Here is a 24406-nt window from a genome sequence, read left to right as displayed (position 1 = left end):
AAGGTAACATTGCTGAACGTCTCGTCACGCGTTGAACGGAAAGCATGGGATCAAGATACGGTTTTTTGGCAGCGAGCCGGGGAGAGTGCAAGCCTGGACGAACCGCGATACCCATGATCAGGCATTTCCGGGAGCGAGCGATACGTCAAGCGTACGGAAAAGAGGAATGCGATTCGTGATCGTGCAACGATCGCCGCGCATTCAAGTAGGGTGGAACCGCGGGTGTTATTACGTTAATTGAGTCCGAACTGGCGTTCAACATTGAATGCTTGACGCGATTAACGGAAGATGTGCATCGAAGATGCATTTATCAGAGCTCTTGAACTTGACCTCAACTAAAATTTATCAAAGATGAATTTAAAGGTCTTTTTCGAACAGAGTGTTCTCTTCCTGATAAATGTCTTTCTTTCACGATGCACAACTAACTCTCGTCCCTACGTCTGTCTAATCAGGCGTAAGGACGGGAGTTTTTTGCGTATTTTTTTAACTTTTTCCGATCGCAAAAATCCCCCCGTCCGTTCAGCCGATCCAATTGATAAAGGAGTGCTTACGATGAATTTTCAAAGCATGATCCTGACGCTTCAGCAGTTTTGGGCGGAACAGGGATGTATTAACGCACAGCCTTACGATACCGAAAAAGGCGCCGGCACGATGAACCCGATGACGTATTTGAGATCGCTGGGACCCGAGCCGTGGAAAGTCGCTTACGTCGAGCCTTCGCGCCGTCCGTCCGATGGACGCTACGGGGAAAACCCGAACCGTTTGTACCAGCATCACCAATTCCAGGTCATCATCAAGCCTTCGCCAGACAATATTCAGGAACTGTATTTGGACAGCCTGAAAGCACTCGGCGTCGATCCGCTGATCCACGACATCCGTTTTGTCGAGGACAACTGGGAGAACCCGACATTGGGCTGCGCCGGTCTGGGCTGGGAAGTCTGGCTGGACGGCATGGAAATTACGCAATTCACGTATTTCCAACAAGTGGGCGGCATGGAAACGAATCCGGTAGCCGTTGAAATCACGTACGGCATGGAGCGTCTGGCTTCGTATATTCAAGATAAAGAGAACGTGTTCGATCTGGAATACGTGGAAGGCATGACGTATGGCGACGTTTACCGTCAAGCGGAGTACGAGCATTCCAAATACACATTCGAGCTGTCCGACGCTCAAATGCTGTTCACCCTGTTCAACATGTACGAGCAGGAAGCGGGACGCGCGGCGAACGAAAACCTCGTTTTCCCGGCTTACGATTACGTATTGAAATGTTCGCATACCTTTAACTTGCTCGACGCGCGCGGAGCGATCAGCGTTACGGAACGGACCGGCTATATTACAAGAGTGCGTAACCTGGCTCGCAAAGTCGCGGCTGCTTATGTCGAGGAACGCGAGAAGCTGGGCTTCCCGCTCATTAAGAAAGAGGTGGAAGCGTAATGGCAAAAGATCTGTTGCTCGAAATCGGACTTGAAGAAGTACCGGCCCGCTTCCTGCGCGCCGCAATGAACCAGCTGCGCGAGAAAACGGAAAAATGGTTGGACGCATCGCGTCTGAGCTACGATAAAGTCGAAGCTTATGCAACGCCTCGCCGCCTTGCCGTTCTGGCTCGCGGCGTAGCGGAGAAGCAGGACGACGTGAACGAAGAAGTGAAAGGCCCTTCCCGCAAAATCGCGCAGGACGCGAACGGCGACTGGTCGAAGGCCGCTCTGGGCTTTGCCCGCAGCCAAGGCGTCGAAGCGAGCGATTTCACGTTCAAGGAGCTTGGCGGCGTAGAATACATTTACGCGACGAAAAGCCTGAACGGACAGGAAGCGTCCGCGCTGCTGCCGGAAGGCCTGAAGAGCATGATCTCTTCGCTAACCTTCCCGAAAAACATGCGTTGGGGCACGTATGATTTCCGCTTTATCCGCCCGATTCGCTGGATGGTGGCTTTGTTCGGCGAAGAGATCGTGCCTTTCGAAATCACGGACGTGGCGACGAACCGCGTATCGCGCGGACATCGTTTCCTCGGCAGCGAGACGTCGATTTCGCAGGCTTCCGATTATGTCGAAGCGCTGCGCGGCCAACATGTACTGGTGGATGTCGAAGAACGCGAAGCGTTGATCCTGAAGCAAATTCGCGATCTCGCTGAACAAAAAAAATGGAATATCGCGATCAAGGAAGATTTGCTCGAAGAAGTCTTGTTCCTTGTCGAGACGCCTACCGCATTGTTCGGCACGTTCGAAGAATCGTTCCTGAACATTCCGCAGGAAGTGTTGATTACATCCATGCGCGAGCACCAACGTTATTTCCCGGTGCTGGACGCCGAAGGCAAACTGCTTCCGTTCTTCGTAACCGTGCGAAACGGCGATGCCAAATCGTTGGATGTCATTGCGAAAGGCAATGAGAAAGTACTGCGTGCCCGTTTGTCCGATGCGAAGTTCTTCTACGAAGAAGATCAGAAAGTCGCGATTCAAGATTTCTTGGCGAAGCTGGAGAGCGTCGTTTTCCATGAAGATCTGGGCAGCACGGGAGACAAAGTTCGCCGGATTCGTCAGACTGCGGACAGCATTGCTTCGCAACTGAAATTGGACAGCGAAGCTTCGCAAAATATCAGCCGTACGGCCGATATTTGCAAATTCGACCTGGTTACGCAAATGGTCTACGAATTCCCTGAGCTTCAAGGCGTGATGGGCGAAGATTATGCGCGCAAAGCAGGCGAAAAAGAAGAAGTGGCCCGTGCCGTGTTCGAACACTACCAGCCTCGTTTTGCAGGTGAATCCGTCCCGGCTTCGATCGCGGGTTCGGTGGTCAGTCTGGCGGACAAAACCGATGCGATCGTCGGATTCTTCGGTATCGGCATCGTCCCGACCGGATCGCAGGACCCGTACGCGCTGCGTCGCCAAGCGGCAGGCATCGTGCAGATTCTGCTCGATCATGATCTGGACCTGACGCTGGAGCAGTTGTTCGACTTGTCGATCGCCGTGCATGAGCAAGCGGGCAATTTGAAACGGACGGCAGACGAAGTGCGCAAAGTCCTGCGCGACTTCTTCGAACTCCGCGTGAAAAAATTGCTGTCGGACAACCTCCGTTACGACGTGGTGGACGCGGTAATAGCAGCAGGCTTCGGAGACATTCCGGCGATTGTTGCCCGCGGCAGCGCCTTGATGAACGCCGTTCAAAATGAAGAGGATTTCAAGACCACGGTCGAATCGTTCACGCGTACAAGCAATCTGGCCGCAAAAGCGCAAGAGCGCGAAGTGAAGCCGGAACTGTTCGAAGACGAAGCGGAGCGCGAGCTGTTCGAATCGTGGAAACTGCTGCACGGACAACGCGAAACTTGGGCTTACGCCGAAGAAGAAGGAGCCATGACGGCGGCCGCGGCCGAATTGACCGCACTGTCGGGGCTCAAGCAACCGATTACCACCTTCTTCGACCGGGTAATGGTAATGGCAGAGGATGAAAAGGTCCGTGCCAACCGCTTGGCTCTGCTTGCAGCCGTTGATGGCGACCTCAAACAATTTGCCGATTTCGGAAAGTTGGTTTGGCAGTAAGAACGATGTAAAATAGGTAGGACAACTGCTTTTTGCGCCAATTGAATAATAACCCGATACGGAATTTTTCCCGCGCAGAGAGCAAGGTCGGTCGTCATACGGCGGTACCGGATGAATTGTTTCTCTTCCGCTTGGGAAGCGTAGAGCCTGACGGTTCTCGCTTCTCCAAGCATACGGCGGGAAACGTTCCGTTTTTCGCATAGGTTCGGGCGGAGGCCGCAAAGCAGGGTATCGCGTCCGGATGAAGGGAGGCTATTGTGGAAGCCAAAGCGGAAAGCATGCGTATCATGGTCGATGCCGATGCTTGTCCGGTTAAGGACGAGATCAAACATGCGGCGTCAAAAGTTGGCGTCCCCGTAGTGTTGGTCTCTTCATACGATCATATGCTGCGCGAAGAAGTCGGTGTGCAAGTCGTAAGGGTGGATCGCGGAAAAGAAAGTGCCGATCTGTATATCGTCAACCATCTGCGAGCGGGAGATTTGGTAGTCACGCAGGATTATGGCTTGGCTGCTCTTGTCTTGGCAAAGCGTGCTTATGCAATGTCGGAAAGAGGCGTCGTTTACGATGCGGACAACATTGAGTTTTTGTTGGATCGCCGACATACGAGTGCAAAAGTGCGCCGCGGAGGAGGCCGAACCAAAGGGCCGAAAAAGTTCACGGCGGAGGATCGGGCTGTTTTCTCGGAAAAATGTTTAAAACTTTTACATGATTTGCAGGAGAAGCAGCAGGTATAGCGAATATTATTTTCATTAGAAGGTGGTTACTATGAGTACGGAATACGGAAATATTCCGGAGGAAACGATCGATGCGGTGCTGACGCAGCACGATATCGTCGAAACGGTTGGCAGACATGTACATCTGACCAAACAGGGGAAGTATATGAAAGGCCTATGCCCGTTCCATTCCGAAAAGACCCCTTCTTTTACGGTGACGCCGGATCGCCAAATCTTCTACTGCTACGGCTGCGGCATGGGGGGCAACGCCATCAAATTCAGGATGGAAATCGAAGGACTATCTTTCCCCGAAGCTGTGAAGATTATGGCGGAGGAGGCGCATATTCCTTTCCAGAATACCGCTGGAAAGCCGGAATCGCCTCAAGACCGAGAAACCGGACGTCTCCTTCAGGCGTATGAATGGAGCGAAAAATTCTATCATTTTTTGTTGAAAAACACGGAGCACGGCCGTCCGGCGCTGGAATATTTGCGCGGGCGCGGTATCGGCGACAAAATGATCGACCAGTTCGGTATCGGATTCGCACCGGATCGTTGGGATACGCTCGTTCAGTTCTTGGATAAGCGTTCATTCGATCTGGCGGAAATGGAGAAGGGCGGGCTGATTTCAGCCAAACAAAACGGAGACGGGTACGTTGACCGTTTTCGCGGCCGGATCATGTTTCCGATAGCCAACCGAAGCGGCAAGACCATTGCTTTTGCCGGGCGAATACTCGGTGAAGGACATCCGAAGTATGTGAACTCGCCGGAGAGCCGATTATTTAACAAAAGTCGGGTGTTGTATAATTTTGGGCAGGCACGAAGCGCGATTCGCAAGCAGCGTCAGGCCGTCTTATTCGAAGGTTACGGTGACGTCATCGCGGCTTGGGAAGCCGGTGTGCATAACGGAGTCGCAACCATGGGCACATCGCTTACCGACCAACATGCAGCCATGATCAAGACTACGGCGGACGAAGTGCTTGTCTGCTACGACGGAGACAATGCAGGTCAGAATGCGGCACTGAAAAGTATTCCGATTCTGGAACAGGCAGGCTTGCAAGTGAAGATCGCGATGCTGCCGCCCGGCGTAGACCCCGACGATTATATTCGTTCCAATGGCGGAGAACGTTTTATCCGTCAGGTCGTGGAGGATGCGGCTTCGACCACGAAGTTCCGTTTGGCTAATCTGCGCCGGGGTCACCGATTGACGGAAGAAAGCGGTCGCGTGGATTATGCGAGAGCGGCATTGCCGGTTATTGCCGCCCTGAGTTCGCCGACCGAGCGCGAAGTCTATCTGCGGGAATTGTCTTCCGAAGTCGATGTTTCCTTCGATAGCCTCAAGCAGGATTGCAACCTGATCCGTCAGGAGCAGAGCAGGCCGGCTCCGGGGCAGGAAGATCCGGGCCCCGCTTATCCGGGTTCCAAACAAGGCGGTCGCGGAGGACAGTATGGCGGCAAAGGTCGCGATCGCGGCGATTATGCCAATAAAGGCGGTTACGGAAAAAAAGGGAACTTCGGAGGCGGCGGAAATTCCGAAGAAGATTTTTTCCCGCAACAACGCCGGGCACGTCCGAACCGCGATTTATTGCCTGCTCATCAAACTGCTGAGCGGCGTTTGCTGTTCTTCATGCTTCAGGACCGTCAAGCATCCGATTATGTGGAGCAGCGACTCGGAAACGAGTTCAATTTGCCCGAACATGCGGCCATATCCGCTTATCTTTATGCTTTTTACGCGCAGGACCGCGAGCCTGACAGCAGCCGCTTCATTTCTTCCTTGCAGGACGAGAAGTTGGAGAAGGCGGTTAGCGCCATCGTTATGATGGAAGGCCCGCGTGAGTGGAACGAGCAGGTACTTGACGATTGCATCCGGGAAGTCCGCAAGGTGCCCCAACTGCGTGGCATTGAGCGCAAACGCGAAGAAATGATGCGCGCCGAAAAAGATGGTGATTTCCTGCTCGCTGCTCGAATCGCAAGTGAAATCATAGCCCTGGAACGGCAATAGCGAACGCGTTTTTCCGTTCGGAATCCGGGGAGGAGGGAGTCTCAGAATGGCGAATGAGCAACATACGGAATTGGAAGGCGAACTGACTCTCGACCAGGTGAAGGAACAATTGATCGAACTTGGCAAAAAAAGATCGCATCTCAGCTATAAGGAGATCGCCGAGAAATTGTCTCCGTTCGATCAAGATCCCGAACAGATCGACGAGTTCTATGAACAGCTAGGTGACCTTGGAATTGAAGTAGGAGACGAAAGCGACGAGGAAGAAGAACGTCCGCGTTTGAGAAGCGAACGAGAAGGTAGCGAGGAATCGGAATTCGAAGACGATCTCGCACTGCCGCCGGGTATTAAGATCAACGATCCGGTAAGGATGTATCTCAAGGAAATCGGGCGCGTTCCCTTGCTCTCCGCCGACGATGAAGTGGGCTTGGCAAAGCGCATCAAAGAAGGCGATGAAGAAGCCAAGCGCCGTCTGGCGGAAGCGAATCTTCGTCTCGTCGTCAGTATTGCCAAACGCTATGTCGGACGAGGCATGTTGTTCCTTGACTTGATCCAGGAAGGCAATATGGGCCTCATCAAAGCGGTAGAGAAATTCGACTACAAAAAAGGGTTCAAATTCAGTACGTATGCCACCTGGTGGATTCGCCAGGCCATCACCCGGGCGATCGCCGATCAGGCCCGGACCATTCGGATTCCGGTTCATATGGTCGAGACGATCAACAAGCTGATCCGGGTTTCCCGGCAGTTGTTGCAGGAGTTTGGCCGAGAGCCCTCGCCGGAAGAAATTGCCGCCGAAATGGAACTTAGCGTAGAGAAGGTTCGGGAGATCATGAAGATCGCCCAGGAACCGGTTTCGCTGGAAACGCCTATCGGTGAAGAAGACGATTCGCACCTCGGTGATTTCATCGAAGACCAGGAAGCGTTGGCTCCGGCGGATGCTGCTGCCTACGAGCTGCTCAAGGAGCAGTTGGAAGACGTGCTCGATACATTGACTGACCGTGAGGAGAACGTGCTCAGACTGCGTTTCGGTCTGGATGACGGACGCACGCGCACCCTTGAGGAAGTCGGCAAGGTATTCGGCGTTACGCGCGAACGCATTCGTCAGATCGAAGCCAAGGCGCTCCGCAAGCTTCGCCACCCGAGCCGCAGCAAAAGACTTAAAGATTTCCTGGAATAAATGACCGATCAGACCGCCGGGGCGCTGCTCCGGCGGTTTTTTGCGCAAAGCGTCGATTTTTGGGAGCGGCTCGCCCAAAAGTCCCGGCTATCCGTGCATCCTGCCTGATAGGCGAATCGATTTTTTTTGGGTACAATAAGCAAAGCGTAAACGCTTGGCGGCTTGCGGGTAATCGTAGCGAAGCGATTTGCCGATATAAAAATGAGAACGGCTTCAGCAGCGGTACGTGATTAAAGACTGGCCCTATAAGGAGGAGCGCTTTTGGAACGGGAAAAAAAGAGAGTCATCATTATGGAAATCGAAAATTGGCGTAAAGGTAAACTTTTACCCGAACATTATTGCGATTTTTTGTTAAACTTATATGATGATGAGCAAACGCAGCCGAAGAAAAAAAGCACGTTGTCGGTTTCATCCCTGCAGCAGGGTAATTTTAAGCTGTGGGCACTCTCGTTTGTTAGCGTGGCTTTGATTTTCCTGATCGGATTCTACTTCCGGATTTTAGACTGGCCGTTTCAAGCGGCGGCGATCGCTGCGCTTGTCTCATTCTGCTACGGGCTCGGTACATACGCCAGGGGAAGAGCCTGGATGGGCGGTATGGGCGGGCAAATGCTGTATGCGATCGGCAGCCTTGTGCTGCTTGCCCTAGGTGCCTGGATGATTCGATTGAATGGCTGGCCCGTGGAGATGTCCATGCTTGGTCTGATAGCGGCATGCGCGGTCGTATGGCTCGCCGTAGGCATGATCGTTCCGAGCGGCCTGCTGCATTATAGCGGCTGGGGAGCTTTGATTCTGTTATACGCGAAATTTTTCGGACAAATGAATCCCGGAGCGTCTTGGCCGATGCTTCAGTTGCTGTGGCTGCCGCTTAGCGCGCTGCTGCTCTGGCTTAGCTGGCTTGCTCATCATAAGGCGAAGCGTTTTGCTTCCATCTACTTTGCGGTCGGCGTGACGCTCTGGTTCATGCCTGAGCTCGACAGCTTGCTGCTGCGCCAAAATGCACCGGACGGAATCATTTTGTACATTCTGGGCAAGTTGGCGTTGGCCTTTATATTCTTGTTTATCTGGCGAAAAAAATGGATTGCGTGGGTGTCTGTATGAAATTATCACAACGATTAAACACGATTTGCAAACTGATTCCGCCCGGCAGCCGCCTGGCGGATATCGGTTCTGACCATGCGTTGCTGCCGACATGTGCCGTGCAGGAAGGGCGAGTGGTTTCGGCCATTGCGGGAGAAGTGAATCGCGGGCCTTACGATGCTGCTGCGAAGCAAGTCGCGGCAGCGGGACTGCAAGACAAAATTTCCGTAAGACTCGGAGATGGCTTAGCTGCGATTCAGGCAGGAGAAGCGGACGTGATTACCATTGCAGGCATGGGCGGCGCATTGATCGTTCGCATTCTGACTGAAGGAAAGTCCAAGCTGGAGGGCGTGAGCCGTCTGATTTTGCAGCCGAACGTAGGGGAAGATTTGGTTCGCCGCTGGCTGCTGCAAGAGGGATGGCTGCTTCGCGGCGAGACGATCCTGGAGGAAGACGGCAAAATCTATGAGGTACTGACAGGTGATCGCAGCGAGTCGGCGGAAGAGGAAAATGCCAAGCTTTATGCGGATACAACGGTCGGAGAACCTTCGGTAACGCTCGACCGCGAGCAATTGCTCGATTTCGGTCCTTTTCTTGTGCGTGCGGCTTCACCTGTGTTTCATGAAAAATGGATCGGCGAGATTGCCAAGTTGGAGCGGGTTGCCGGTTCAATGGGGCGCTCGGACACCGATGATGCAAGAGGTAAGAAAGAAGCCCTTGAGCGTCATATCGAACGACTTAAGGAGGTGCTGGCATGCTTGCCAAAGGACAAACCGTCATTCAATTGATGGAAAAATTCGCGCCGAAATCATTGGCTGTCGAGAACGATAAAATCGGTTTGCAGCTTGGCACGTTGAATAAGGAAATTACGAAAGTTCTGGTTGCGCTGGATGTCACGCCGGAAATTGTGGATGAGGCGATTTTGCTCGGCGCAAACCTGATCGTGGCCCATCATGCGATCATTTTCCGTCCTCTTGCCAATCTGCGCACGGATACACCGATGGGCGCTCTATACGAGAAACTCATCAAGCATGATATCGCCGTTTATATCAGCCATACCAATCTGGATGTAGCGGAAGGCGGCATGAACGACTGGATGGCGAGCTTGGTTGGAATCGTAGATCCGAAGCCGCTTGAAGAGCTGCAGAGCGAGCAGCTATACAAATTGGTCGTCTATGTCCCGAAAACGCATCATCAAAGCGTATTGGACGCTATTCTTGCTGCCGGAGCAGGAGCAATCGGTAATTATTCGCACTGCAGCTTTAATACGGAGGGAACCGGAACGTTCCTGCCGGGCGATCGTGCGAATCCGCATCAGGGCAGCGTAGGCAAGTTGGAGCGCGTGGAGGAAGTTCGAATCGAGACGGTTCTTCCGGAAAACCTGCGTTCCAAAGCCGTACAAGCGATGCTCAAGGCTCATCCTTACGAGGAAGTGGCTTACGACCTGTACGCGGTTGAACAAAAAGGCAAGTCGTACGGACTCGGACGCATCGGCAAACTGGCAGAACCGAAGACATTGGCGGAATTGACCGAAGTCGTGAAAAAAGGCTTCGACGTGCCTGCGGCTCGCGTTGTGGGGGACCCGGAACGTTTGGTGAAAAAAGCAGCCGTACTCGGCGGCTCGGGCAGTCGATACATTCATCACGCGATTCGCCAAGGCGCGGATGTGCTGATTACCGGCGACATCGACTATCATACGGCGCATGACGCGCTGATGGCCGGGCTTGCGATTATCGATCCGGGACATAATTCGGAGAAAATCATGAAGCGCGAAGTAGCGGATTTGCTGGGTCGAATGCTGGCCGAGAACGGCAGCGAAACGACTGTGCATGCGTCGGAACCCAACACGGAACCTTTCCGATTCGTGTAAAGAAAAAACGCTTGTCACCTGCATTTTTTTGAGGTATACTAAATGCCGTTGCTTAAGGGAAGTTTAACAGACAATCGCCGGTGTCGCGTAAGGCGGCACGGGAGGAAAGTCCGGGCTTCGTAGGGCAGGATGCTGGATAACGTCCAGTCAGCGCGAGCTGAAGGATTAGTGCCACAGAAATGGACCGCCGATGGCCGCCTCCGGGCGTGCACAGGTAAGGGTGGAACCGGAGTGTAAGAGACTCCGAGGGGCGCTGGTGACTTCGTCCCTGGTAAACCCCATCCGGAGCAAGACCTAATGAAACGCGGTTTTCGGCTTTGCCGGAAACAGCCCTTGCCCGGGGTGCGTTTAGGTTGGTCGCTTGAGCCGTTTAGCAATAAACGGCCTAGACAGATGATTGTCGCTCAAAGCGGGAGGGTAGTTCCCGTCTGCACCGCAAAGCAGCACAGAACCCGGCTTACGGTAAACTTTCCGAACTGACGCAACCCGACAAGCTTCTTGATCGACCGAGCAATCGGCTGCTTCAAGAAACGTGAGAATTGTTTGCACGAACAATCCGATCGGCGGCGTCCGGTACCTTCATTAAGAAGGTACCGGACGCCGTTTTGCGTTGCGATCGTTTTATTCCAAGACGGTCGCAAGAATCGCCGAAAAGTTTTGAAATCGGCATGGCGGTTAAGTAAAAGGTGAACGGCTAATTTAATGGCTCACAGATTCAAATGTTGAGGTTACGTCAAAAAAAATCGAGAGAATCCTGCTTTAAGAACGAATATTGATGATAGGCTCACATTTTCTTATTCAAAAAGCCCAAATGGCTCTTTTTATTGAAAAATGTGCACAAAACATCAACTTGAATAAGAAAGTCAGGCAGGGATCGATTTATGCTAGAAGTGTGCAATAAAGCGCATTGCATGTAATATGAACTTCTCTTAGATGCTGAGGATATAAACGACGTCATGATAAAGAGCTTAGGTATCAGTCCAAAACCAAGAACATAAGCAATCTTGAATTTCAAATGGCTTAGACTTTAACAATGCCAATAGGCGAAGGGAGAAATTCAGTGTAGGAGAAGCATTTCGAAGAAATGCACTTCGGAAGCATATGTTATTGGCGTTCGCCTTTGCATTTGGGAAGTTTCCTTATTCAAATCCAATCCAGCTTCCCAAATGCAACACGCGACCTGAAGCCTTTCGAAGAAAGGCACATCGAAAGCATACGCTAACGAATTTCTCCCGCAGCCGCTAGGTTTCCTTACGGATAGGAATTTAATAAGCGACTCTGCATGTCGCCACCTTCGCAACTGGTTGCGAATGGTCCGCTTGCGACTCGATGTGTCGCTACCTTCGCAACTGGTTGCGAATGATCCGCTTGCGACTCGATGTGTCGCTACCTTCGCAACTGATAACTATTGTTTATCAGTTAGCTTTATTGCCTGCGCGCCGGATGCTTTTGCTTAAAATTTATGCTACGATGGACGGAGCAAGAATTGGGTTTGCAAGGAAGCCCGGTTCGCGCCGAGCGCGCGATCAAATACCAAGGGGGAAACGCCGTTATGTCAGCGCCTAACGTACAGAAATTATGTGAATCAACCAGAGAAAAGTTGAAAGCCGCCAGTCTGAGAGTCGAAGCTTTTTTGAACGAGTATTCGCTGCCTCAGCTTGCGGAGTCGCAGGACGAGGAAGAAGTTGCTTACTACAAGGGATTTTTGTCTGATCTTCGCCATCTGCTCGTGTTCTCGGAAACGTCCTCCGAAAAAATCGGGGTGCTGCTTCGTCGGGCCAATTTCGACGTGAATTCCGCGGAAGATACACTGTACAAGGTGTACCATAACGTCATCAATAGTTTCTTTTATCCGAAAAACGAATGTTACGCCGAAGATGGCCGTTACGCGTACACGGGGCAGGAAGCGATTCGTTTCCGCAGACAGATTGCCGCTCCGGCGCGCGAGATCATTCTCGACGTAACCAAAACATATGAAGAGCTGCGCGATGACCTGGACTATTACGAAAGCGATTATTTGAGCCAGCGTCGCATGAGCGCGCCGCGCTCGTAAATAGACGGAATCCCGGATAACCGGTCCGTAAGTCCCTTTGCAAACCTGGTCTGTCGGGTCTAAGCTGGATTTAACACCGAGGAAGGGGAATGCTACCGATGATTATCGAACCGAAGACAGCCAAGCAGCTTATCGAATTCCAATGGATGGATAGCATGAATTTGGACAAGTCTTCTCTCAATAATATGGCACAGGGCAAGATCGACTCTTCTGTTTTCGCGGCGCTTTTGCAGCAAAAAATGGAGCAGTCCGGGACAAGTTCGATCTCCGCGGAAGAACTGCTCAAGACGCTGGCGGCCATTTCGCTGCCTGCCGATCAGGTCGATTCGCTCAAAAAAGGCGCGATGTCGTTAAACGGAGCTTCTTCGTTGGACGGTTCGTCTGCCAAGATCGAGATGCCGCAGGTATCGGAACCCAAGGTAAGATCGGGTACGCCGAATACGGGAGCGGCGCAATACGCGGACATCGTGCAAGCCGCGAGTGCCAAATACGGCATTCCGCAATCGCTTATCAACGGAATCATCGATGCGGAGTCTTCGTTTAATCCGAATGCGCAATCCGGAGCCGGAGCGAAAGGCTTGATGCAGTTGATGGACGGCACGGCTGCCGGCCTGGGCGTAACGAATTCCTTCGATCCCGAACAGAACATCAATGGCGGTTCCAGCTATATCGCTTCGATGTTGATTCGCTTCGGAGGCTCCCAGCGTCTTGCACTTGCTGCTTATAATGCAGGACCCGGAACGCTTCAACGTCTTGGAATCCGTACCGAAGAAGATCTGAACGCCAAGTTCGATCAACTTCCGCGCGAAACGCAGAAATATATCGGCCGGGTTGAATCTGCCCAAGCCAAATATATCTGAGACGTTCCAGGATCAGGTAAAGATCAAAGAGGGAAAGCTGCTTGTAGCTTGTCTTGTCGAGACGAGATGCCGGCTTATCCTTTTTGATCTTTTTGCCGTTTGGAAGAATCGGCGATACGCGTTAAGATATAAGAATCGACGTAAGGAAAGAAGGTTCAAAGCATGTTGAATTTTGACCAAGCGGCGTCGACCCCGACTGATCCGGATGTCATACGTACCATTGCCGAGGTGATGGAAGCGCATAGCGGAAATCCGTCGTCGATCCATCGGGGCGGAGAAGCGGCGTCGAAGCTGCTGGAACGATCACGAGAGGTGTGTGCGGTTGCTATCGGAGGCGTGAAGCCCGGAGAGATCGTTTTCACTTCCGGCGCCACCGAGAGCAACAATCTGGCGATTAAAGGCATGATGCTGGGTCGAAGCGACGGGAAAAAACATATCGTAACGACAGCGATCGAACATGCTTCCGTATATGAAAGTTGTCAGCAGTTAGAGGAGTTGGGGTTTGAAGCCACTTACGTAATGCCTGGAGCTGACGGTGTCGTGTCCGCCCAAGCCGTGCTGGCTGCTGTTCGAGAAGACACGGCGCTTGTTAGCGTGATGCATGTGAACAACGAAACGGGCGCGGTACAGCCTATTGCCGAAATCGGCCGACAGTTGAAAAAGCTTCACCCGCGCGTCCGTTTTCATGTCGATGGCGTACAGGGTTTTAGTCAGCTTTCACTTGATTTGAACCAAGCGGGGATCGACCTGTATAGTTTATCTGCCCATAAGATCCGCGGGCCGCGGGGAGTCGGTATTCTTTATGTGCGCGAAGGCGTTCGTTTGCTCCCCCTGTTCTCCGGAGGCGGTCAAGAAAACGGTCTGCGGGCAGGAACGGAGAATGTGGCAGCTATTGTGGGCGCGGCGAAATCTTTCCGTTTAGCGGCAGAAGGACGAACGGAACGTGCAAAAAAAATGAATACGCTGCGTGAGACGGTTGCGGCCGAAGTCAATCGGCATGCCGGACTTCGATTGACTGAGCCGGAGCAATCATCGCCGCATATTATACATTTTACATTTCCGGGCTTGAAATCTCAGGTGATTCTGAATACGCTGGAAGAGCTTGGAGTGCAAGTGTCCGCCCAATCGGCCTGTTCGGCCAAAACGGAGAAGCCGAGCCGTGTGCTCAGCGCGATGGGGCGGGGGCATGAAGAAGCGATATCCGGTATTCGAATCAGCTTGGGCGACGAACATGGGCAATCCGAGATTCGAGAGCTGGTGAAAGTGATCGGCAGTGCCGTAGAACGTCTTGCACCGCTTGAGGGGAGAAAAAGATAATAGATGAAGAAATATGATTATTTACTGCTTCGTTTCGGCGAAGTTACGCTTAAAGGGCGCAATCGTGCTCGTTTTGAAAAGGCAGCGGTCGAACATGTTCGCGCGTTGATGCGTCCGTATCCCGATGCGAAAATCCGCCGCGAATTCGGACGGATTTATGTCGATCCCGGCAGCGAAAACGTCGAAACGTTGATTCCGATCCTGCAAAACGTATTCGGAATGACGTCGCTCAGTCCTGTTCGCGCCGTGCAGCCTGAACTGGATGAAATCATCCGTGCAGCCGGAGAACTGATCGAAGCCATGAACCTGGATCGGGAAACGACGTTCAAAACTAATGTTCGACGGGTGTGGAAAGACTTCCCGCATCCCTCGCAGGAATCCAATCCATTGGTGGCGACTCCGCTGCTCAAGCGTTTTTCGTTGTTGAAGGTAGATGTGCGCAACCCGGAGTTGGAACTGAGAGTCGAAATCCGGGATAAAGCCGCCTATGTGTACGGAGAAGTGATTCCCGGCGTCGGAGGCTTCCCCCTTGGCACGAACGGCAAAGCACTGCTTCTTCTGTCCGGCGGCATCGATAGTCCGGTGGCCGGCTGGTCCGCGCTTCGGCGCGGGCTGGAGCTGGAGTGCATCCATTTCCACAGCTATCCGTTCACGAGTGAGAAAGCCAAAGAAAAAGTCATCGATCTGGCGCAGGCACTGGCTGAATATGCGGGCAAAGTGCGATTGCATATCGTGCCTTTTACCGAAGTTCAGACTTCCTTTACGCAAATGGGCCAAGATAACCTGATGATCACGTTGATGCGACGGGCCATGCTGCGGATCGCGACGAAGGTTGCGGAGCGAGAGAAAGCACTGGCGTTGGTAACCGGTGAAAGTTTGGGTCAGGTAGCCAGCCAAACGTTACCCAGCATGAACGTGATCGAACGTGCGACCGAGCTGCCGATTCTTCGGCCGCTGGTGATGACGGATAAGGATGAGATCATCCGTCTTTCGCGAAAAATCGGAACGTACGAGACGTCCATTTTGCCCTATGAAGATTGCTGCACGTTGTTTGTTCCGAAGTCTCCGACAACCAATCCGAATTTGCGCATCGTGAACAAGATCGAAGCCGTGACTCCGAATTTGGAGCGTCTGATTGAAGAAGCGGCAGCCGGGACGGAGACGATCGAGTTGTTGGCGGGCGGTTCGCGTTTGCGTCGTGAACAAGCAGATGCCGAAGCGGCGATCAAGCAGGACTGGTTCTGATCGCATTTCTTTAAAATTTTGCCTAGTGACTGAATAAACAGCCGGAATATTCCGATAACAAAAGGGAAGGACGCGTTCTCGCGCTCCCTCTCCACGCAAGGCGACGCGAAAATTCCGCAAGGAGAGAATCGGATGCCAAACAATAACAAGAAGGCTGTCGGAATTTTTGTTTTAACTGCCGGACTCATCATTCTTTTGGGACAGTGGGGCGTGTTTGCTTTTCTCGGTCGCGTCTTCTGGCCGCTTCTGATCCTGATTCCCGGCGTAGCGCTGCACTTGGCTTTCGCGGTCCGCACGCTTCCGGCGTGGGCGCTGGTTCCGGGCGGTACGTTGACCGTATACGGGATAGTACTCTCGCTGTGCAATACTTGGGGCTTTGGTTTGATCGAAGTGTTATGGCCGGCGTTTCTTTTGGGACCGGGTGTCGGTCTCTATGAATACGCGCTGCTCGATGCACAACGTCCGAAGGGTGTTTATTATGCTTCGCTAGGCTTGATCGGGTTGTCGATCATCTTGTTTGTTTTCAGTTTGCTGGGTCCGTTTTTTCTTTATGCTTTCTCGATTATTCTGATTCTCGCAGGATCCTGGCTGCTGTTTTGGCCGGAGTCCAAGAGCGGTAAACGCAGCGGATGGCGCAAAATGTAAAAAGGCTTGAAATTTCATGAAAATCATGTATAATCAAAGGGATTGAGGAGCGTCGGCAGGATTGCCGGACGCTTCTTTTGCGAGAACCACTAGCATCCGTTTTTTAACATTTTTAATAGAGAAGGGAACATTCCATTCATGCATTCGAGAGAACAAATCCGCAATATCGCGATTATCGCTCACGTCGACCACGGTAAAACGACGCTGGTGGACAAACTGCTGCAACAATCCGGTATCTTCCGCGACCACGAGCATGTGCAGGAGCGCGCCATGGACTCCAACGATCTCGAAAGAGAACGCGGTATCACCATTCTGGCGAAAAATACGGCGATTACTTATAAAGATTACCTGATCAACATTGTGGACACTCCAGGACACGCCGACTTCGGCGGCGAAGTGGAACGGATCATGAAAATGGTTGACGGCGTTCTGCTCGTCGTTGACGCTTACGAAGGCTGCATGCCGCAGACTCGTTTCGTATTGGGCAAAGCTTTGGCGCACAACCTGACTCCGATCGTAGTTGTGAACAAAATCGACCGTCCGGCAGCTCGCCCGTCGGAAGTCATCGACGAAGTGCTCGATCTGTTCATCGAACTGGGCGCTAACGATCACCAACTCGACTTCCCGGTCGTGTACGCTTCCGCGCTGAACGGTACGTCCAGCAAAGATGCGGCGCAACAAGACGACAACATGCAGGCGATGTATGACACGATCATCGAAAACATTCCGTCGCCGACGGAAAGCACGGAAGATCCGCTGCAATTCCTCGTTACGCTGATGGACTACAACGAATACCTGGGCCGTATCGCGATCGGTCGCGTTAACCGCGGCGTGATTCGTCAAGGTCAATCCGTTGCCGTCATGACGCGTGAAGGCGGAATGAAGCAAGCGCGCATCGAGAAGCTGTTCGGATTCCAAGGCCTGAAGCGTATCGAGACCGAGCAAGCGGGCGCGGGTGACATCATCGCAATCGCAGGGATCAAGGACATCAACATCGGCGAGACGATTGCTGATCCGCAAAACCCTGAAGCTCTGCCGGTCCTCAAGATCGACGAGCCTACTCTGCAAATGACATTCCTGGTCAACAACAGTCCGTTCGCGGGCCGCGAAGGCAAATGGGTCACTTCCCGCAAGCTGCGCGACCGTCTGTTCTTCGAACTGGAAACCGACGTAAGTTTGCGCGTCGAAGAAACCGATAGCCCGGATGCTTTTGTCGTATCGGGCCGCGGCGAACTTCACTTGGGCATCCTGATCGAAAACATGCGTCGCGAAGGTTACGAAATGCAAGTATCGAAACCTGAAGTTATCGTGCGCGAAGTTGACGGTAAAAAAATGGAGCCGATCGAACGTCTCCTGATCGATGTACCGGAAGAAAGCATGGGCGCGGTTATGGAAAGCCTGGGTATGCGCAAAGCCGAAATGGTCAACATGATCAACAACGGCACGGGCCAAGTTCGTCTGGAATTCCTGATTCCGGCTCGCGGTCTGATCGGTTACCGTACGAACTTCCTGACTCTGACACGCGGCTACGGCGTCATGAACCATGCGTTCGACAGCTACGGCCCGCTGATCGGCGGTCAAGTCGGCGGACGTCACCAAGGCGTTCTCGTATCGACGGAAAACGGCAACGCAACCCTGTACGGCATCCTCGGCGTCGAAGATCGCGGTACATTGTTCGTTGAACCGGGCGCAGAAGTTTACGAAGGCATGATCGTCGGCGAGCACACGCGCGACAACGACATCGTCGTTAACATTTGCAAAGAGAAACAACTGACTAACGTACGTTCGGCAACCAAGGACGATACCGTTAAAATGAAAACACCGCGCCTGTTCTCGTTGGAACAAGCTTTGGAATATCTGAACGACGACGAATATTGCGAAATCACGCCGAAAAACGTTCGTCTGCGTAAAAAGATCCTGCAAAAAGGCGAGCGCGAGCGTGCGGAAAAACAACGCAAGCAAGCTCAAGCTAACGCATAATTTTTTGAACAAAGCAAGCAATCGGTAACTTTTCCCGCGCCATCGACGTCTTTAAAAAAGGACGTTCGGTGGTCCGGTGAACAGGGTCCGCCGCCGGGGTGGCGTGCGGACCCTGTTTTCATTTGTGCGAAAGAACGCTTGCGCCTTTCGTGCGGATCGTACAAGAGAAGGAGCTGGGTATGAAATGGGCAACACAACAGGCGGCGGCTTGCCGCCGCGTTCAAGCGGTAACCGCGGGCGTTCTGCTGAAGCTGCTCCGCCTCGTCGGAGTTCAGGATCTTCCGGCGGCAACGGTGGAGGACGCAAACCACCTACCCCGAAACGCAAAAAGAGCGGCGCAAAACGTTTTTGGACGATTTTCTCAATCGTGCTTATCTTATTGATCATAGGCGCGGGAGTTTATCTGGGATGGATTTATCAAAAATCGCAGTCGATCGGCGAGGCGGGAGAGCCAGTTAAGCCGGCGAATACCCAACCGATCGCGATGGCGCTGCTTGGAACCGACTTCCGTTCGGAAACGGGATCGCACCTCACCGATGTCGTGATGGTTGCGGCGATGAATCCGAATACGAATACAGCTACGATCGTTTCGCTGCCGCGCGATACGCGTATTGAACTTGAGGGCTACAAAGTTCGCAAAGTTAACGCGTACTACCCGACATTCCTCGCTCAGGAGAAAAAAGGCGAGACCGAAGCGAAAGAAGCCATGCAGCGAATGCTGGGCAAATATTTTGATATCCCGCTCGATTACGTCACGGTGGTCAACTTCCAGAGCTTGCGCGATATCGTGGATGCGCTCGGAGGCGTCGATGTCGATGTCACGATGGACATGTGTTACAAAGACACGGCCGACGGTACGGATATCGATCTGAAAGCCGGGCCTCAGAAGCTTGACGGCAAAAATGCGCTGGACTACGTCCGTTATCGGAAAACGAACTGTAACCCGCCAACCGGTCCTTCGGACGACTTTAGCCGCAACCAGCGTCAACAACAGGTGATCGGCGCCATTATGGACAAAGTACAGTCGTTTAATGCGCTGACCAAGTCAGGTTCGTTGATTGATGCGGTTGCCGGTAATACCGATACCGACTTGGAGAACAAGCAGATTCTGAACCTGGTGAAGACGTACTGGGATATTCCGAAAGAAAACATCAATTTCCCGAAAGTGACGGGAACCTGGAATAGCCCTTATGTCTACATTAGCGATAGCGAGCTTGCCGCTGCCAAACAAGCGTTGAAGGATGAATTGGCCGGTAATCACCAGCCTGCCGTACCCGCTGCCGGAGAATGATTGAATGCCTGATTCACGATATGTTATAATGAGGCGAGCATTTAAAGATTCCGATCAGACGCCGTATAGGAGGCCTTGTGATGTCCGAAGCCGTTACGCAAATGACCGAATTCCTGTTCACGCAGCTGCAGAGCGATACGTTCGCCCTGCTGGCTACCGTTGATGCCGAAACCAACGGTCCGACTTCAACGGCTATTTCTTGGTTGTATGCCGTTAATCCGGCGACGCTGCGTTTTGCGGTCGATCATCGTTCGCGTCTGGTTCGTAACATATTGGAAAACCCGAAGGTGACCCTTACCGTCTTTGGAGGCGAGAAAATGTTTGCCATCAACGGGACCGCGCGCGTGGCGCAAAATCCGCTTCAGGATGTTCCGTTCAAAATGTGCTGTTTCGACGTGAATGTCGAAGCGGTTCGCAATGCTTTGTTTTACGGGGCTCATTTGTCTTCGCCTCCCGAATATACCCGTGCGCTGGACCGACATGCTGCCGAATTGCTCGACGGCCAGGTCATGAGTGCCATGAGAAAAGCCTAGCGGCTCGCCGCGGGCTTTTTTTCCTTCATTCGACGTTTTATTGAAAGGGGGTGGTGAACGTTTCGATCGGTGCTTCTTGAATCGTTCGACAATTCAATGAAGACTCGCGGTTCCACTAAGCCTCGGGAGGGATTTCTCGTGAAAAAGCTCTTTGTACTCGATACCAATGTTCTGCTGCACGATCCCCGATCCATCTTTTCGTTTCAAGAACATGAAGTGGTCATTCCGGCTACGGTGCTGGAAGAGATCGATTCGAAAAAGAGGCTGGCCGACGAGATCGGGCGTAATGCGCGGAGCGTATCGCGGGAATTGGACGCCTTGCGGGAACGCGGGCATTTGCACGACGGAGTAGAGCTGCAATCGGGCGGAATGCTCCGGGTTGAACTCAATCATCGCAGTTTCCAGAGCATGCAGGATTTCTTCGGCGAAATGACGAACGATAACCGCATTCTGGCTGTTGCGCTTAATTATCATAAAGAACAGGAAGACCTGCCGGAGGCGCAGCGGCGTCTGGTGGTCATGGTGAGCAAAGACGTGTTGGTTCGGGTCAAAGCCGACGTGCTTGGTCTTGTCGCGCAGGACTATATGACGGATCGCACGGCCGATCCGGATTCGCTCTACGCGGGTTATGTACCGTTAATCGTGCCGGACGAAATCGTAGATCGCTTTTACCGGGACAAATATTTGTTTGTCTCGGATATCGGCGGTCCGGCCGAGCAGCTCTATCCCAACGAGTTTGCCATTCTCAAGGATGAAGGCGGAAGCAAGTCGGCGTTGGTCAAGCTAAACGCAGACGCGAAGCGGTTGGAGCCGTTGTTCCAAGGACATGATCCGGTATGGGGAATTGTCGCTCGGAACGCGCAGCAGCGCATGGCATTGGAACTTTTATTGTCGGAAGACATTCCGCTGGTCACGATTACGGGCAAGGCCGGAACGGGCAAAACGCTGCTGGCTCTCGCCGCCGCTTTGATGAAGGTCGAAGATGAGCGAAAGTATAAAAAGCTGCTGGTTGCGCGCCCCGTCGTCCCGATGGGCAAGGATATCGGTTATCTGCCGGGCGAAAAGGAAGAAAAGCTTCGCCCGTGGATGCAGCCTATTTACGATAATCTGGAGTTTTTGTTCGATACGAAAAGCGCCGGGGATATCGATAAGATTTTGATGGGCATGGGCAGCATTCAAGTCGAAGCTTTGACGTATATCCGCGGGCGCTCGATTCCGTCGCAGTTCATCATTATCGACGAAGCGCAAAATTTATCCCGTCATGAAGTGAAGACTATCATCTCGCGTGCCGGCGAAGGCAGTAAGATGGTGCTTGTCGGGGATCCGGATCAGATTGACCACCCGTATCTGGATACGGCCAGCAATGGTTTGACTTATGCGGTGGAGCAATTCAAATCGCAAAAGCTGGCGGGACATATTCACTTGGAAAAAGGCGAGCGTTCCAAGTTGGCCCAACTGGCGGCAGACTTATTATAGAAGAAAAACAAGCAATCAAATTCCAAGAATCCGGGTTTTGCTACCGGATTCTTTTTTTGGTTAGAAAAAGGATCGTTTGGTACAATAGGAAAAGCAGGAAACGGAGGGGACAGAATTGAAGCGAAAAAACCATTTCGTGCTATTCGGCATATTGCTGCTTGCTCTAATCAATCTGTCGCCGTCTCTGCCCGAGACTTCGCAGACCGGGCCGCGGCAAGAGCCGGATGAAGGATCTGCTGCGCTTCGAGGGGGAGAATCCCGACAGCCTTTACGCGAGATCGAAGTGTATACGATGATGGGCACGTCGGAGTTTAACGTGTTGAAAGCCTTGAATGAAGAGTATCAGCAGCGATCCGGTGCCGTTGTTACTTTGGTGAATATCGCTCCCGAGCAAGCTTACAAGACATATCGCGAAGCGTATGCTGCCGGCAGGGAACCGGATGTATTGATGCTGGATGGAGCTTGGGTTGCCGATTTTGCGTCTTCCGGTCGTTTATTGCCGGCGGATTTGTATGAGGGGGGCGCAGGGGCGGCTTCGGATTCGCTTCCGATTTCCGCGGCCTCAGTCGAATGGAATGGATATCGTTGGGGCGTGCCGCTCGACTTCGATCCTTACGGTGTGATTTGGAACCCCGAACAATTCACAACGACTGCAGGCGAACTGCCTCGGAATTTGGAAGAGTGGAGGAGCTGGGAAGAAAGCCTTCTTTCTACTTCTGAAAAGGCACAGAATGCCACCAAGCCGGTTGTTGGATTTTCAAATGGAGACGTTCGTGCATTTGCAGCTTTAATTGCTTTATGGAAAGGTACGGAACAAGAAGAGTCCGAACAGTCTTTGGATGAGGCTTTAGCTTTGGCGGATCATTTGAGAGATCGAACGTACCTGCACGGAGTGTCCGTGCAGAGTGGACAAATGCTTTCTGATTTTCGAACACTGGTCGAATCTGACGAACTGCCGCTAGCGGTTGATCGATTATCTCGTTTGGGTACGCAAGATACTCCAATATCGCGACTGGCTCCGATTGCTTCTTCGTTCAAGACGGCGGCTTTGCGTGGTTTGGGTATCGCGGCGAATACGGATCGCGTGCGTGAGTCATCCCTTTGGATTGCCTACATAACAGGTCATGAAAATCAATCGTCTTGGTATGAATCCACGGGACATTTGCCTATGTTGCGGGCAATTTACGATGAACCTGCGTATCTTTCTTTACAACGATGGATACCGGATGCCCAAGTTGGACGTTCTGCGGCAGACTCCAAAAAGACGGCTGCTCGCGAAGGTTCCTGGAGTCGATCTTTGGATCGTTTTTACGAAGGGACATTAGGAATTGACGGCCTTGCCGAATTTTTTCAGCCCTGAAGTTCTTGTAAAATGAAGCAAACGCCCTGCCTATTTTCGGCAGAGCGTTTGTTTTTGCGTCGCGGATAGATCGGTTGCGCGCGTCCCGGCTCAAAGAACCAGGCGAAGAGAAATTTTAAGATGGCCGTCCGCCATTTCGACTTCGCGTACTTCGACCGGAGCAACCTGTTGCGGATAAAATCCCAGATCATATTTTTGTTCAAGTTCCGCGCGAGTGCTTGCAGGAAGTTCCAACCCGTTAAATACCAGTCGATCCACATGGAACAAAACAGCGTTTTGGGGTTCCGTTTCAAGCGTATATCGACCTTCGATGCGCAACGTAAGCCGATCTCGCCGGCCTTCGGCGACAACGAGTCCGTCTTCGAAGCTAAAAGCAAAGTTTTCGAAATCCGAATTTTGGGATCGAAGGAAATCGTTCAACTCCTGATCCGTAAGCTCGATCGTGTACCTCGTCCCTAACCCGGATACTTTAAGCTTGCCGCTATCTTGCAGGTAGCCGGGCAAGTTGTTGCTGGCAGCGGCCAATTCGGAGAAATATTCATCCACCTCGTAAAGGCCCACATTATCCCAATACGTATTTAACTCTTCGGCAAGCCGATTCAAGCTCTCGGGATCGTCGCTCGTCAGCAAGCCGTCGTCAATATCTTTTTGGAGAGCGAGCAAGCGGCTGCGCTGCTCCTCGATGCCGCTTTTGACTTCCTCCAAGCGTGCGGAATTTGCGGCAAGTTGATCACGACGTTTTTGCAGGGCGTCCGTGTCTTCGCGGAAACCGGTCAAAATTTTCTCGTCATGGCGGATAGCCAGGCGATAATACGTATATAAACGATTAAATTCGCCAAATGAACGAGCGTTGAGCAAAGATAAAAGGAAAGGTCTTTGCTGCTGCATATACTGCGTTCGAACGATTATACCTGTACGCTCCTGATTTTCCGAGATCCGTGCCTCAAGTCGTCGAACTTCTTCGTTCAATTGCTTTCTTTGCTTGGACAATTCATTTTGTTCCTCGGCAATTCGCTGCGTATCCCGCTGCAACTCGTTCAGGGATAGCGTATCTTGGAGCAGTTTGCGTTGCTCCGGTGTCCATTCACCAGGCATTGCTTCGGCGACGGCCGAACCGGCCGGGGCACCGCAAATGAGCACTGTTGCGAGCAGCCCGGCACATAGACGTTTTGACACAAAGGAACCCTCGCTTTCCAGTACTGCATTAGACGCATTTTTTCAAACGTAATTATGATGACTTCTCTGCTATGGTAAAATAATGGCTTATAACAGGTTTTTCTTAA

The 24406-nt window shown here is 52.4% G+C and carries 19 protein-coding genes and 1 other RNA gene; 19 read left to right on the top strand and 1 reads right to left on the bottom strand.

Annotation, left to right across the window (positions count from 1 at the left end; translation table 11 throughout):
- Window positions 1-552 precede the first annotated feature (552 nt).
- From glyQ to HRQ63_RS20785, 19 genes are all read left to right on the top strand, one after another.
- The gene (gene glyQ, locus HRQ63_RS20875) at window positions 553-1434 is read left to right on the top strand and encodes a glycine--tRNA ligase subunit alpha (protein WP_172247103.1); all 882 of its coding nucleotides are present in this window, start codon (window positions 553-555) and stop codon (window positions 1432-1434) included.
- Window positions 1434-3530 carry a glycine--tRNA ligase subunit beta gene (gene glyS / locus HRQ63_RS20870; protein WP_172247102.1) on the top strand — a complete coding sequence of 699 codons (2097 nt, stop codon included), beginning with the start codon at window positions 1434-1436 and terminating at the stop codon, window positions 3528-3530. The genes glyQ and glyS overlap by 1 nt, the downstream gene beginning before the upstream one ends.
- 278 nt (window positions 3531-3808) lie before the next feature.
- Window positions 3809-4264, top strand: a complete 456-nt coding sequence (locus tag HRQ63_RS20865; RefSeq protein ID WP_172247281.1) for a YaiI/YqxD family protein — start codon at window positions 3809-3811, stop codon at window positions 4262-4264.
- 31 nt (window positions 4265-4295) lie between these two features.
- On the top strand, window positions 4296-6242 hold the full coding sequence (gene dnaG, locus HRQ63_RS20860) for a DNA primase (protein WP_172247101.1): 1947 nt from the start codon (window positions 4296-4298) through the stop codon (window positions 6240-6242).
- A 46-nt stretch (window positions 6243-6288) separates the two neighbouring features.
- On the top strand, window positions 6289-7416 hold the full coding sequence (rpoD, locus tag HRQ63_RS20855) for an RNA polymerase sigma factor RpoD (RefSeq protein ID WP_172247100.1): 1128 nt from the start codon (window positions 6289-6291) through the stop codon (window positions 7414-7416).
- Between the two features lie 399 nt (window positions 7417-7815).
- A complete protein-coding gene (locus tag HRQ63_RS20850) occupies window positions 7816-8514 on the top strand; it encodes a hypothetical protein (RefSeq protein ID WP_172247099.1) in 699 nt (232 codons plus the stop codon).
- Window positions 8511-9281, top strand: a complete 771-nt coding sequence (locus tag HRQ63_RS20845; RefSeq protein ID WP_172247098.1) for a tRNA (adenine(22)-N(1))-methyltransferase — start codon at window positions 8511-8513, stop codon at window positions 9279-9281. The genes HRQ63_RS20850 and HRQ63_RS20845 overlap by 4 nt, the downstream gene beginning before the upstream one ends.
- A complete protein-coding gene (locus HRQ63_RS20840; RefSeq protein ID WP_172247097.1) occupies window positions 9248-10363 on the top strand; it encodes a Nif3-like dinuclear metal center hexameric protein in 1116 nt (371 codons plus the stop codon). The genes HRQ63_RS20845 and HRQ63_RS20840 overlap by 34 nt, the downstream gene beginning before the upstream one ends.
- Window positions 10364-10421: 58 nt before the next feature.
- Window positions 10422-10838: RNase P RNA component class A (gene rnpB, locus HRQ63_RS20835), an RNA gene on the top strand.
- A gap of 1077 nt (window positions 10839-11915) precedes the next feature.
- Window positions 11916-12416 (top strand): DUF3907 family protein, encoded by a 501-nt coding sequence (locus tag HRQ63_RS20830; RefSeq protein ID WP_037293421.1) that lies wholly within the window; start codon window positions 11916-11918, stop codon window positions 12414-12416.
- A 98-nt stretch (window positions 12417-12514) separates the two neighbouring features.
- Window positions 12515-13276 carry a lytic transglycosylase domain-containing protein gene (locus HRQ63_RS20825; RefSeq protein WP_172247096.1) on the top strand — a complete coding sequence of 254 codons (762 nt, stop codon included), beginning with the start codon at window positions 12515-12517 and terminating at the stop codon, window positions 13274-13276.
- 162 nt (window positions 13277-13438) lie between these two features.
- Window positions 13439-14593, top strand: coding sequence for a cysteine desulfurase family protein (locus tag HRQ63_RS20820; RefSeq protein WP_172247095.1), 1155 nt, complete (start codon window positions 13439-13441; stop codon window positions 14591-14593).
- Between the two features lie 3 nt (window positions 14594-14596).
- The gene (gene thiI, locus HRQ63_RS20815; protein WP_172247094.1) at window positions 14597-15838 is read left to right on the top strand and encodes a tRNA uracil 4-sulfurtransferase ThiI; all 1242 of its coding nucleotides are present in this window, start codon (window positions 14597-14599) and stop codon (window positions 15836-15838) included.
- A gap of 132 nt (window positions 15839-15970) precedes the next feature.
- Entirely contained in the window at window positions 15971-16483 is a 513-nt protein-coding gene (locus HRQ63_RS20810; protein ID WP_172247093.1) for a hypothetical protein, read from the top strand.
- A gap of 138 nt (window positions 16484-16621) precedes the next feature.
- Window positions 16622-18463, top strand: a complete 1842-nt coding sequence (gene typA, locus HRQ63_RS20805; protein WP_172247092.1) for a translational GTPase TypA — start codon at window positions 16622-16624, stop codon at window positions 18461-18463.
- A gap of 184 nt (window positions 18464-18647) precedes the next feature.
- Window positions 18648-19754 carry an LCP family protein gene (locus HRQ63_RS20800; protein WP_172247091.1) on the top strand — a complete coding sequence of 369 codons (1107 nt, stop codon included), beginning with the start codon at window positions 18648-18650 and terminating at the stop codon, window positions 19752-19754.
- Window positions 19755-19834: 80 nt separating this feature from the next.
- Window positions 19835-20287 (top strand): pyridoxamine 5'-phosphate oxidase family protein, encoded by a 453-nt coding sequence (locus tag HRQ63_RS20795; protein WP_172247090.1) that lies wholly within the window; start codon window positions 19835-19837, stop codon window positions 20285-20287.
- Between the two features lie 138 nt (window positions 20288-20425).
- The gene (locus HRQ63_RS20790) at window positions 20426-21763 is read left to right on the top strand and encodes a PhoH family protein (protein ID WP_172247089.1); all 1338 of its coding nucleotides are present in this window, start codon (window positions 20426-20428) and stop codon (window positions 21761-21763) included.
- A gap of 115 nt (window positions 21764-21878) precedes the next feature.
- Window positions 21879-23123 (top strand): extracellular solute-binding protein, encoded by a 1245-nt coding sequence (locus HRQ63_RS20785; protein WP_172247088.1) that lies wholly within the window; start codon window positions 21879-21881, stop codon window positions 23121-23123.
- 90 nt (window positions 23124-23213) lie between these two features.
- Here HRQ63_RS20785 and HRQ63_RS20780 read toward each other — a convergent pair whose 3' ends face one another.
- The gene (locus HRQ63_RS20780) at window positions 23214-24299 is read right to left on the bottom strand and encodes a hypothetical protein (protein WP_172247087.1); all 1086 of its coding nucleotides are present in this window, start codon (window positions 24297-24299) and stop codon (window positions 23214-23216) included.
- Window positions 24300-24406 lie beyond the last annotated feature (107 nt).

It is taken from the genome of Saccharibacillus endophyticus, assembly GCF_013185185.1.
GTDB classification, from domain to species: domain Bacteria; phylum Bacillota; class Bacilli; order Paenibacillales; family Paenibacillaceae; genus Saccharibacillus; species Saccharibacillus endophyticus.
The sequence above is the reverse complement of the archived record's forward strand: the minus strand, read 5'-3'. Positions and strand labels throughout refer to the sequence as shown.

Bases quoted from the DNA above. Each gene is read 5' to 3' on its own strand.
- dnaG (WP_172247101.1), top strand. From the start codon at position 4,296: ATGAGTACGGAATACGGAAATATTCCGGAGGAAACGATCGATGCGGTG.
- HRQ63_RS20865 (WP_172247281.1), top strand. From the start codon at position 3,809: ATGCGTATCATGGTCGATGCCGATGCTTGTCCGGTTAAGGACGAGATC.
- HRQ63_RS20825 (WP_172247096.1), top strand. From the start codon at position 12,515: ATGATTATCGAACCGAAGACAGCCAAGCAGCTTATCGAATTCCAATGG.
- typA (WP_172247092.1), top strand. From the start codon at position 16,622: ATGCATTCGAGAGAACAAATCCGCAATATCGCGATTATCGCTCACGTC.
- HRQ63_RS20845 (WP_172247098.1), top strand. From the start codon at position 8,511: ATGAAATTATCACAACGATTAAACACGATTTGCAAACTGATTCCGCCC.
- rpoD (WP_172247100.1), top strand. From the start codon at position 6,289: ATGGCGAATGAGCAACATACGGAATTGGAAGGCGAACTGACTCTCGAC.
- HRQ63_RS20840 (WP_172247097.1), top strand. From the start codon at position 9,248: ATGCTTGCCAAAGGACAAACCGTCATTCAATTGATGGAAAAATTCGCG.
- HRQ63_RS20800 (WP_172247091.1), top strand. From the start codon at position 18,648: ATGGGCAACACAACAGGCGGCGGCTTGCCGCCGCGTTCAAGCGGTAAC.
- HRQ63_RS20820 (WP_172247095.1), top strand. From the start codon at position 13,439: ATGTTGAATTTTGACCAAGCGGCGTCGACCCCGACTGATCCGGATGTC.
- thiI (WP_172247094.1), top strand. From the start codon at position 14,597: ATGAAGAAATATGATTATTTACTGCTTCGTTTCGGCGAAGTTACGCTT.
- HRQ63_RS20810 (WP_172247093.1), top strand. From the start codon at position 15,971: ATGCCAAACAATAACAAGAAGGCTGTCGGAATTTTTGTTTTAACTGCC.
- HRQ63_RS20830 (WP_037293421.1), top strand. From the start codon at position 11,916: ATGTCAGCGCCTAACGTACAGAAATTATGTGAATCAACCAGAGAAAAG.
- HRQ63_RS20795 (WP_172247090.1), top strand. From the start codon at position 19,835: ATGTCCGAAGCCGTTACGCAAATGACCGAATTCCTGTTCACGCAGCTG.
- glyS (WP_172247102.1), top strand. From the start codon at position 1,434: ATGGCAAAAGATCTGTTGCTCGAAATCGGACTTGAAGAAGTACCGGCC.
- glyQ (WP_172247103.1), top strand. From the start codon at position 553: ATGAATTTTCAAAGCATGATCCTGACGCTTCAGCAGTTTTGGGCGGAA.